General features: G+C 77.2%; 10 protein-coding genes. 3 read left to right on the top strand and 7 right to left on the bottom strand.

The genetic code is table 11. The features are described from left to right. A partial coding sequence (locus AC5FZL_RS12465) for a lysophospholipid acyltransferase family protein (protein WP_493619066.1) occupies positions 1-725 on the bottom strand: 725 nt, incomplete at its 3' end. Between the two features lie 119 nt (positions 726-844). On the opposite strand from AC5FZL_RS12465, the gene AC5FZL_RS12460 reads away from it, so the two are divergent. Beyond that, positions 845-1618, top strand: coding sequence for an alpha/beta hydrolase (locus AC5FZL_RS12460; RefSeq protein WP_493619064.1), 774 nt, complete (start codon positions 845-847; stop codon positions 1616-1618). Then, complete coding sequence (locus AC5FZL_RS12455; RefSeq protein ID WP_493619062.1) at positions 1615-2229, top strand: hypothetical protein; 615 nt, start codon at positions 1615-1617, stop codon at positions 2227-2229. Before AC5FZL_RS12460 ends, AC5FZL_RS12455 begins: the two co-directional genes overlap by 4 nt. 9 nt (positions 2230-2238) lie before the next feature. On the opposite strand, the gene AC5FZL_RS12450 is transcribed toward AC5FZL_RS12455, so the two are convergent. The 4 genes from AC5FZL_RS12450 to AC5FZL_RS12435 are packed head-to-tail and all read right to left on the bottom strand — an operon-like array spanning position 2239 to position 5971. Then, positions 2239-3342: a Gfo/Idh/MocA family protein gene (locus AC5FZL_RS12450; protein WP_493619060.1), complete on the bottom strand. Its 1104-nt coding sequence runs from the start codon at positions 3340-3342 to the stop codon at positions 2239-2241. Further along, the gene (locus tag AC5FZL_RS12445; RefSeq protein WP_493619058.1) at positions 3327-4022 is read right to left on the bottom strand and encodes a ThuA domain-containing protein; all 696 of its coding nucleotides are present in this window, start codon (positions 4020-4022) and stop codon (positions 3327-3329) included. The genes AC5FZL_RS12450 and AC5FZL_RS12445 overlap by 16 nt, the downstream gene beginning before the upstream one ends. Position 4023: 1 nt before the next feature. Next, positions 4024-5022: an ROK family glucokinase gene (locus tag AC5FZL_RS12440; protein WP_493619056.1), complete on the bottom strand. Its 999-nt coding sequence runs from the start codon at positions 5020-5022 to the stop codon at positions 4024-4026. 7 nt (positions 5023-5029) lie between these two features. Continuing rightward, on the bottom strand, positions 5030-5971 hold the full coding sequence (locus AC5FZL_RS12435; protein WP_493619054.1) for an ROK family glucokinase: 942 nt from the start codon (positions 5969-5971) through the stop codon (positions 5030-5032). A gap of 251 nt (positions 5972-6222) precedes the next feature. Here AC5FZL_RS12435 and AC5FZL_RS12430 point away from each other — a divergent pair, with 251 nt between their 5' ends. Further along, positions 6223-8061, top strand: coding sequence for an AMP-dependent synthetase/ligase (locus AC5FZL_RS12430; RefSeq protein ID WP_493619052.1), 1839 nt, complete (start codon positions 6223-6225; stop codon positions 8059-8061). On the opposite strand, the gene AC5FZL_RS12425 is transcribed toward AC5FZL_RS12430, so the two are convergent. Both AC5FZL_RS12425 and AC5FZL_RS12420 read right to left on the bottom strand, forming a co-directional pair. Further along, complete coding sequence (locus AC5FZL_RS12425; protein ID WP_493619050.1) at positions 8049-9197, bottom strand: glycosyltransferase family 4 protein; 1149 nt, start codon at positions 9195-9197, stop codon at positions 8049-8051. The two genes, AC5FZL_RS12430 and AC5FZL_RS12425, sit on opposite strands and share 13 nt — an antisense overlap. Further along, positions 9194-10391: hypothetical protein (locus tag AC5FZL_RS12420; protein WP_493619048.1), on the bottom strand; the 1198-nt coding region annotated here is incomplete at its 5' end. The genes AC5FZL_RS12420 and AC5FZL_RS12425, both read right to left, overlap by 4 nt.

Raw genomic sequence — 10391 nt, 5'->3', positions numbered from 1 at the left:
CCCCCGATCGCCCCGCGGGTGGCGGCGGCCAGGCGGTCCTTGCGGGACGCCGCGCTGAGCCGCTCCTTCATCGTCGAGGCGTACAGGTCGACGTACTCCTGGCCCGACATGCGCATGAGCTCGTACATGATCTCGTCGGTGACCGAGCGCAGCACGAACCGGTCGGCCTCCATGCCCGCGTAGCGGGAGAAGTCCATCGGCTTGCCGATCACCACGCCGACCCGGCCCAGGCGCGGGACCTTGCTGCCGATCGGCTGGATGACGTCGGTGCCGACCATGACGCAGGGGATGACGGGCACCCCGGTGCGCAGCGCCAGGCGCGCGACGCCGGTCTTGCCGCGGTACAGCCGGCCGTCCGGGCTGCGGGTGCCCTCGGGGTAGATGCCGAAGATCTCGCCGCGGGCGAGCACCGCCTCGGCGAGGCGGATCGCGGCCTCGCCGGCCTTGCCCCCGGAGCGGTCCACCGGCAGCTGGCCGATGCCCTTGAAGAAGCCGGCGGTCAGCCGCCCGCGCACCCCGCGGCCGGTGAAGTACTCCGCCTTGGCCATGAAGCTGACGCGGCGCGGGACCACCAGCGGCAGGAAGAAGGAGTCCGACACCGACAGGTGGTTGCTGACGAGGATCGCCGGCCCCGTCGTGGGCACGTTCTCCAGGCCCCGCACCCACGGTCGGAACAGGGTCAGCAGGACGGGGTACAGCACCGCCTTGGCCAGCCAGTAGAACACCCGGTCCTCCTCCCCCCGGCGCTACGGCCCCGGGGGGAAGCACTCTAGAGACAGGTCGGCACCCGCGCCCGCGCCCGGTGCGCGCCGGGTCCGCGCCCAGTCCGTGCCACCATGGGCGCGTGGTCGTCCTGACCGGTGCCGAACCGTTCTCGGCCGACGGCTCCGACGCCGCGGTGCTGCTCTGCCACGGCTTCACCGGCTCGCCCCAGGGCCTGCGCGGCTGGGCGCAGGACCTCGCCGACGCGGGCCTGACCGTGCGCCTGCCCCGCCTGCCCGGTCACGGCACCACCTGGCAGGAGATGGCGCGCACCACGTGGTCGGACTGGGTGGCCGCGGTCGCCGCCGAGCTGGCCGCCCTGCGCGAGCGCGGGTGCACCGTGGTGGTCGGCGGCCTGTCGATGGGCGGGGCGCTCGCGCTGCGCCTGGCCGCCGACGCCCCGGGCGACGTCGCCGGGCTGGTCCTGGTCAACCCCGCGGTGCACCTGCGCGACCCGCTGCTCCCGCTCCTGCCGGTCCTGCGCCGCGTCGTCGCGACGACGCGCGGCGTCGGCAGCGACATCGCGGCGCCCGGGGTGGTCGAGCTGGCCTACGACCGGGTGCCGCTGGCCGCCCTGCACTCCTTCCGCCAGGGCTACCGGGCGCTGGCGCGCGACCTCCCGCGCGTCCACCAGCCCCTCGTGGTGCTGCGCTCGGCCGTGGACCACGTGGTGCCGGCCTCCAGCAGCGCCCAGGTGCTGTCCTCGGTCTCCTCCACCGACGTGCGCGAGGAGGTGCTCGCGCGGAGCCTGCACGTGGCCACCCTCGACCACGACGCCCCGCGCATCACGGCCGCCACCCTGGAGCTCGTGCAGCGCCTGGGCCTGGGCGCGGGCGCTGCGGAGGTGCCGGCGTGAGCGCCCCGCCGCCGGAGCGCGACGGCGACCGCGACGCCGTCGAGGCCGCGTGGGCCGAGATCGTCGCGCACTGGGACGCCGAGGCCCCGCCGGTCGGCGCGTGGCCCGCCCAGGAGGACACGGACGCGGACGCCCCGCGGCGTCCCGGCACCGGGGGTCCTGCCGGCGGCGCCGAGCCCGCCGAGCCCGCGGACCCCGCGGACTCCGCGGACCCCGCCCAGCGGCTGCGGGGCTGGGCGCAGGACCAGCCGGCCGACCGCTCCGGGGCCCAGCCCCGCCCGCAGCCGCGCCCGACCGGCCCCCGGGACGTCCCGGTCCCCGTCGAGCCCGACACCGCCGGCGGCCCCGCCGCCGCGGCGCGCGACGACGACGAGCACTTCGTGCCGCCCGTGCCCCCGCCGATCCCGCGGGCGGGGTGGCGCAGCTGGCTGCCGTGGGTGGGCGTCCTGGGCGCGCCCGTGGCGCTGCTCGTGCTCGTGCTGCTCGGGCAGCGGCCCTCCGGCACCCCGGTGCTGCTCCTCGTGGCCGCCTTCGTCGCCGGCTTCCTCACCCTGGTCATCCGGATGCCGACGTCCCGCGACGGCGACGACGACGACGGCGCGGTGGTCTGAGGCGCTGCCTCAGCCCACCTGCGCCAGGTCCACCGCTCCGACCACCGGCGCGGGCCGCTCGCACGTGCTGCTCACGGCGGTCGCTCCCCCGCCGTCGGCGGCGTCGAGCAGGGACTCCATGACGTCGAGGACGTGCAGCGCCACCTCCGGGCCGGCGCGGTGCGGGGAGCCGTCGCGCAGCGCCAGGGCGAGGTCGGCCACGCCGATCCCCCGGCCGCCCTCGAGGTACCCGGCCGAGGGGGCCAGCGGCGCCCACTCGGGCGCCTGGGCGGTGAGCAGCTCGACCGGGCCCTCGAAGTAGTTCGGGTCGGGCACCGACAGCGACCCGCGGTCGCCGTGGACCTCGATCCGCGGCAGCCGGGAGCCCCAGACGTCGAAGCTCATCACCAGGGTCGTCAGCGCTCCGCCCTCGTGCTCGAGGACGCCCGTGACGTGCGAGGGGACCTCCACGGGGAACTCGGTGCCGGCCCGCGGGCCGCTGCCGATGGTGCGCGTGGCCCTGGGTCGCGAGGCCGCGCCCAGCACCCGGCGCACCGGGCCGAGCAGGTGCACCAGCGCGGTGAGGTAGTACGGGCCCATGTCGAGCAGCGGGCCGCCACCGGGGCGGTAGTAGAACTCCGGGTCCGGGTGCCAGCGCTCGTGGCCGGGGTTGACCATGAACGCCGTCGCGGCGTGCGGGACGCCCACGAGGCCGGCGTCCACCGCGGCGCGCGCGGTCTGCGTGCCCGTGCCCAGCACCGTGTCCGGCGCGCACGCCACCCGCAGCCCCGCCGCCGCGGCGGCCGCGAGCACCTCGCGGCCCTCCGCCGTGGTCGCGGCCAGCGGCTTCTCGCCGTAGACGTGCTTGCCCGCCGCCAGGGCGGCCAGGGCCACCTCCGCGTGGGCGGCCGGGATGGTGAGGTTGAGGACGGCGTCGACGTCGTCGGCGGCCAGCAGGCCGGCCAGCGGCAGGGCGCGCGCCCCGGGGTGCTCGGCGGCCAGGGCCGCGGCCCGGCCCTGGTCCAGGTCGGCGACGGCGGTCACCCGCACCTGCGGCAGCCGGGCGAACGCGGCGCTGTACTGGGCGCTGATCCTCCCGGCGCCGACGATCCCGACCCTCAGCGGCTCGCCCACAGCAGCCCCCTCTCCACCAGCGTGCGCACGTTCGGGTCCTGCAGGACCTCCACCCGGTGCCCGGGCGTGCAGACGAAGATCCGGCCCTCGCCCCACTGGCGCGTCCACACCGCCGGCGACGTGACCGGCCGGTTCCACGGGTCCCACTCCCTGACCTGCTGCGTGGTGGTGGCCAGGACGTCGACGTAGTCGTCGGCCAGCACCCAGTACTGCTCGGTCACGAGCTCGAAGTCGCTCAGGCCGCGGGTGATCGGGTGCTCCGCGGCGGCCGGGGACAGGTTCACCGCGTGGGGCACGTAGTTGTCGGGCTGCTCACCGGTCAGCTCGTCGGGGTGCTTGCCGGGGTGGCAGGCGAACTGGCCGCCGACGAGGTGGAGGTAGTCCGCGGAGCCGCGGTAGGAGTCGGCGATGCCGCCGTGCCACCCGGCCAGGCCGGTGCCCGCCTCCACGGCGGAGCGGAGCCCCGCGACCTCGTCCCGCTCGATCGTCGACATCGTCATGCACTGCACGACCAGGTCGACGCCCGCCATGTACTCCGCGTCGGCGTACGGCGCGGGCGTGCCCTCCACCCGCACGTCGTAGCCGTGCTCGAGCAGGAAGGGCAGGAACAGCTCGGTCGCCTCCACCGGCTGGTGCCCCTCCCAGCCCCCGCGCACCACCAGCGCTCGTCGTCCGCTCACGTCACGACCTCCTCGTCCGCGTTCCGTCTCCGGTCCCGGCCTCGCGCCGCGCGAGGTCCGCCATCCCGACCATCCCGGCGCCCGGCCCGAGCTCGACGGCGACCAGCCGCGGCGCGGGGCGGTAGCCGCGGCCGGTCAGGTGGCGCTCCAGGCCCTCGCGGGCGGGGCCCAGCAGCAGCTCCCCCGCCGCGGACAGCCCCCCGCCGACGACGAACGCCCCCGGGTCGAGGGCGGCCGCGAGGTTGGCGAGGCCCAGCCCGAACCAGCTGCCCATCTCGTGGAGCATCTCGCGGGAGGCGGGGTCGCCGTCCTGGGCGGCCGCGGTGACCACGGGGCCGAGCACCGCGTCGGGGTCCCCGCCGGTGCGGCGCAGCAGCTCGTGCGCGACCGGCGACCCGGACCGGGCCAGCTCGCGCCCCTCGCGCCCCAGCGCGTTGCCGGAGGCGTACTGCTCCCAGCAGCCGCGCCCGCCGCACTCGCAGCGGTGGCCGCCGGGCACGAGCACCATGTGGCCGAACTCCCCCGCCAGGCCGTGCCGGCCCCGCTCCAGGCGGCCGTCGACGACGATCGCCCCGCCGATGCCGGTGCCCAGGGTGATGCACACCAGCCGGTCCTCGCCGCGGCCGGCGCCGAAGCGCCACTCCGCCCAGGCGGCGCCGTTGGCGTCGTTGTCGACGAGCACCGGCCGGTCCAGGCGCTGCTGGACGGCGTCGCGCAGGGGCTCGTTGCGCCACGCCAGGTGCGGGGAGAACAGCACGGTGCCGGCGGCGGCGTCGACGAAGCCCGCCGCGCCGACGCCGACGGCGCCCACCTCGCCCAGGCCGGCGCCGGCCGCCGCGGCGACGAGGTGCTCGACGACCTCCACGACGGTGTCCTCGACCGCGCGCACGTCGCGTCCCGGCGTGGGGCGCTGCACCGTGCGCAGCACCCGCCCGTCCTCGTCGACGAGCCCCGCGGCGACCTTGGTGCCCCCGATGTCGACGCCGACGGCCAGGCTCACCGCCGGCTCATCGGCGGCGGGCGAGGTCCGCGACGCCGATCATGCCGGCGTCGTTGCCGAGCCGGGCCAGCTCGATCCGAGGCTCGGGGCGGTGACCGCGGGCGGTGAGCTGGCGGCGGAAGGCCGCTCGAGCGGGCTCGAGGAGCAGGTCGCCCGCGGCCGAGACGCCGCCGCCGACGACGATCATCGCGCTGTCGAGCACGGCCATCACGCTGGCCGCGCCCTCGCCGATCCAGCGCCCGAGGTCCGCCAGCAGCTCCTGGGAGGCGAGGTCGCCCTCCTGGGCGGCGCGGGTGACCATCGGGCCCTCGAGCGCCTCGGGGTCGCCGCCCGCGAGCTCCAGCAGCCGGGCCGCCATCGGGCCGCCGGAGCGGGCGACCTCGCGGGCCTCGCGCACCAGCGCGCGCCCCGAGGCGTACTGCTCCCAGCAGCCGCGGTTGCCGCAGCCGCACTGGTAGCCGTCGGGCACGACGCGCAGGTGGCCCAGCTCGCCGGCGAAGCCCGCCGCGCCCCGCAGGAGGCGGTCGTCCAGGACGATGCCGCCGCCGAGACCGGTGCCGATGGTCAGCAGCACCATGTCGCGCACCTCGCGGCCGGTGCCGTGCGCGAACTCCCCCCAGGCGGCGGCGTTGGCGTCGTTCTCCACGACGACCGGCAGCCCGAGGCGGGCCTCGAGGTCCGCGCGCAGCGGCTCGTCGCGCCAGGCGAGGTTCGGGGCGAAGGTGACGACCGAGCGGCTGGCGTCGACGAACCCGGCGGCCCCCACGCCGACCGCCTCCACCTCGTGGGTGGCCCGCAGCTCCGTCACGGCGTCCACGACGGCGGTCTCGATGGCCTCCACGTCGGTGGCCGGGGTGTCGCGCCGGGTCTCCAGGAGGATCTCGCCGGCGTCGGAGACGACTCCGGCCGCGATCTTGGTGCCGCCGATGTCCACGCCGATGGTGTGCACGTGCCGCCTTCCGATGGTGCTCGCTGGTGCTCGCTGGGGCCTCGCTGCCGCCAGGCGCACCGGGACCGCGCGCGGCTGCTGGCCCGGCGAGGCTACCGGCCGGTGGGCGTCGCGCACGGCGGGGCGCTGCGCCGCCGGGCGGGCGCCGTCCGGGTGGCCGGCGCGCGCGGGCCCGGCCGTCGTGGATCACCGGCGCTATCGTTCCTCCAGACCGTTCCAGCGTCGGGGCGGCGAGCGCCACGAGGAGTGCCGTGACCGAGCAGCGGACCGAGCCCCAGAGCGAGCCCCGGAGCGAGCACCGGAGCGAGCACCGCGTGCCCCTGGCCGTCGAGGTGGACCCCGCCACGAACCTCACCGACCTGGTGCTGGACGCCGTCCGCACCCGGCCCGGCATGGCCCTGTTCCGCCGCTTCGTCGACGGCGCCTGGGTCGACGTGCGCCCCGGGGCCTTCCTCGAGGAGGTGCGCGCGCTGGCCGCCGGCCTGGTCGCCGCCGGCGTGCAGCCCGGTGACCGCGTGGGGCTGATGGCCCGCACCCGCTACGAGTGGACGCTCACCGACTTCGCCATCTGGTTCGCCGGCGCGGTGACGGTGCCGGTGTACGAGACGTCCTCGGCGGAGCAGGCGCGCTGGATCCTCGCCGACTCCGGTGCGGTCGCCGCGGTCGTGGAGTCCGAGCGGCACGCCGCCCTGCTGGCGGGGGTCGCCGACGGCACCCCCGACCTGCGGCACGTGTGGACCATCGAGGGCGGGGACCTGGAGCGCGTGGCCGCCTCCGGCACCGGGGTCGCCGCCGAGGAGCTGGAGTCGCGCCGCTCGCGCGCGGGCCTGGCCGACCTGGCCACGATCATCTACACGTCCGGCACGACCGGGCGCCCCAAGGGCTGCGAGCTCACGCACGGCAACTTCGTCGTGCTGGCGAAGAACGCCGTCCACGCCGTGCCCGAGGTCTTCTCCGGCGAGGACGCCTCCACCCTGCTCTTCCTGCCGCTCGCGCACGTCTTCGCGCGCTTCATCCAGGTGCTCTGCGTCGCCAGCCCCGTGACGATGGGCCACGCGGCGGACATCAAGAACATCACCACCGACCTCGGCACGTTCAACCCCACGTTCGTCCTGGCCGTGCCGCGCGTGTTCGAGAAGGTCTACAACGGCGCCGAGCAGAAGGCGGCCGCGGCCGGCCGGGGGAAGGTCTTCACCCGGGCCGCGGACGTCGCGGTGCGCTACAGCACGGCGCTGGACTCCGGGGGTCCGGGCCTGGCGCTGCGCCTGCAGCACGCCGTCTTCGACCGCCTGGTCTACGGCAAGCTGCGCGCGGCCCTGGGCGGTCGGGCGGCGCACGCCGTCTCCGGCGGCGCCCCGCTGGGCGAGCGCCTGGGCCACTTCTTCCGCGGCGTCGGGGTGACGGTCCTGCAGGGCTACGGCCTGACCGAGACCACCGCGCCGACCTGCGTCACGCTCCCCGGCTCGGTGGTGATGGGGACCGTCGGCCCGCCGCTGCCCGGCTGCGCGGTGCGCATCGACGCCGACGGCGAGGTGCTCGTCACCGGGCCCCACGTCTTCACGGGCTACTGGCACAACCCCGAGGCCACCGCGGACGCCTTCGAGGACGGCTGGTTCCGGACCGGCGACCTGGGCTCCCTCGACGCGCGCGGCAACCTGTCGATCACCGGGCGCAAGAAGGAGATCATCGTCACCGCGGCCGGCAAGAACGTGGCGCCGGCGGTGCTGGAGGACCAGCTGCGCGCCCACCCGCTGGTCAGCCAGACGATCGTCGTCGGCGACCAGCGCCCGTTCGTCGGCGCCCTGCTCACCCTGGACGCCGACATGCTGCCGACCTGGCTGGCGAACAACGGCCGGCCCGCGCTCACGGTGGCCCAGGCGGCGGAGGACCCGGAGGTGCTCGCGGAGCTGCAGCGGGCCGTCGACGCCGCCAACACCGCGGTCTCGCGCGCGGAGTCGATCCGCCGCTTCGTCGTCCTCGACACCGACTTCACCGAGGAGGGCGGGCAGATGACGCCGTCGCTCAAGCTCAAGCGCGCGGTGGTGCTCAAGGACTTCGACGCCCAGGTCGAGCGGCTCTACACCGTCTGATCCCCGGCGAGCAGCGCCTGGAGCCGCTCGGCCTGCTGGCGCCAGCTCCAGCGCTCCACGACCCACGCCCGCCCGCGCTCGCCCATCGCCCGGGCGGCCGCGGGGTCGCCGAGCAGCTCCACGAGCACCTCCGCGACGGCGGCCACGTCACGGCCGTCGACCACGCGGCCGGTCTCGCCGTCGCGGACGGCGTCCGGGGCGCCGCCCGAGCGGCCCGCCACCACGGGGAGCCCCACCGCGGCGGCCTCGAGGTAGCAGATGCCCAGGCCCTCGGTCTCCAGCCCGCCCCAGCGGTCGCGCGCGGGCATCGCGAAGACGTCGCCCGCGGCGTAGTGGGCGGGCAGCTCCTCCTCGGGCACCCGGCCGGCCAGGACCACGTGCCCCGCCAGCCCCAGCCGGTCGACCCGCCGCTGCAGCGACGCGCGCTCCGGCCCCGACCCGACGAGCAGCAGCGCCGCGCCGGGCACCCGCTCCCGCACGGCCGGCAGGGCCTCGACGAGCACGTCCTGGCCCTTGCGCGCCACGAGGCGCGACACGCAGACCACCACCGGGCGCCCGCCCAGGCCGTGGCGCTCGCGCACGGCGGCGCCGTCCGCGGCGGGCGTGAAGACGGTCTCGTCGACGCCGGGCACGAGGGGCTGCATCCGGGCGCGCAGGTGCGGCGGCAGCGGCGCCGCGATGCGCCGGCGCGTGGCCTCGACGAGGTAGGTCAGGACGTCGTTGCGCTCGGCGATCGCCCGCACGGCCGCGCGGGTGCCGGGCAGGGCGGCCCACCACACCTCGTGGCCGTGGGTGGTCGCCACGGTGCGCCGCACCCCGGCCCGCCGCAGCGCCGGGGCCATGAGGCCCAGCGGGGCGGCCGCGCCGAACCAGACCCGGTCGCACCCGTGCGCGCGGGCGGTGGCCACGACCCGGCGCACCACCGCGGGCGTCGGCACGAGGAGGCGGGAGCGGTCGCGCACGACCGGGAAGGGCAGCGCGGCGTCGTAGGCGTCCTGCCCGTCCTGGCGGCAGGTGTGGACCACGACGGCGTCCGGGGGCATGCGGCGCACCACCGCCAGGACGAAGGACTCGATGCCGCCCGCCCGGGGCGGGAAGTCGTTGGTCACCACGAGGGTGCGGCCGGTCCCGCTCACGCGGCTCCCTCGGCAGGAGCGTCGGGCGAGCCGCTGCCGGAGCCGGCGAGGCGGCGCAGGCAGGCGCGCCAGTCCTCGACGAGCGCGGCCCGGTCGGTGTGCAGCACCTCGGCCAGCGCCGCGTCGACCGCCGCCTCTCCCCCGCCGCCGGCCGCGTCCGGCCCGGCGGAGGCCTGCCGGTAGGCGGCGACGACCGCCTGCTCTCCCTCGTGCTCGGCCAGCAGGTCCACGGCCAGCCACGCCCCGCCGTAGGCGGGGCCGACGTCCGTGCGCGCCGGGTCGAAGTCGGCCTCGGCGGGCAGGCCCGCGGGGGCGCCCCCCTCGCGGACCTGCTCCACCAGCTCGGCGGCCACCACCGAGCGCGGCAGGTCGGTGCCCGCGTAGGCCACCCAGTCCGCGAACCCCTCGCTCAGCCACAGGGGGACAGCGCGCACCGCCGTGGCCCGGGTGGCCACGTGGGTCAGCTCGTGGGTGAGCACGACCTGCTGGCCCAGCGGGGCGAGCAGCGAGAACCCCGCCGGGTTGACCACCACGTGGTCGCCGTCGGTGGCGCCGTCGGTGCCCACCAGCTCGCCGGTGGTGACCGCCGCGATCTGGTCCAGCCCCGCGTCGTCCTCCCGCCCGAGCAGCTGGGCCAGCTCGGCCTGGGTCGCGGGCACCTGGAAGACCGTGGTGCGGGGCCAGTCGGTGCCCCACGCCTCGTCGACGCGCTCGGCCGCCTCGTCGGCCATGGGGGCGTAGTCCCGCAGCACCTCGGGGCCGGCGGTGCCGATGAGGAGCGCCCGCTGCGAGCGGAGCACGGAGACCGGCCCGAGGTCCCAGAGCGCGAGCGCCGTGGTGGCATCGGCGTCGGTGGCCAGGGCCCAGCCCGCGCCCCGCGGCACGACCGTCAGGTGCTGCGACTGGTGCACGGGTCCGGAGTCGACCCCGGCGAGCCGGTAGGACAGCGTCACCTCCGCCACCCAGGCGCCGGGCGGCAGCGCGGCCGAGCGCTGCGCCGGAAGGTCCGGGCCGCGGCCGGCGTACTCCCACGACCACGACTCCAGCGGCACCGCCGCGAGCCGGTCGAAGACGGCCCCCTGCCGCTCGACGTAGGCGGCGGCGCCGGCGTCGAGCGCGGGGTCGAGCCCGGCGAGCCACCCGGAGCGGTCTCGGGCGAGCAGCGCGGCCGACCGGTCGTCGAGCAGCGCCTGG

The sequence above is a fragment of the Quadrisphaera sp. DVD1 genome (genome assembly GCF_058932755.1).
The sequence above is the reverse complement of the archived record's forward strand: the minus strand, read 5'-3'. Positions and strand labels throughout refer to the sequence as shown.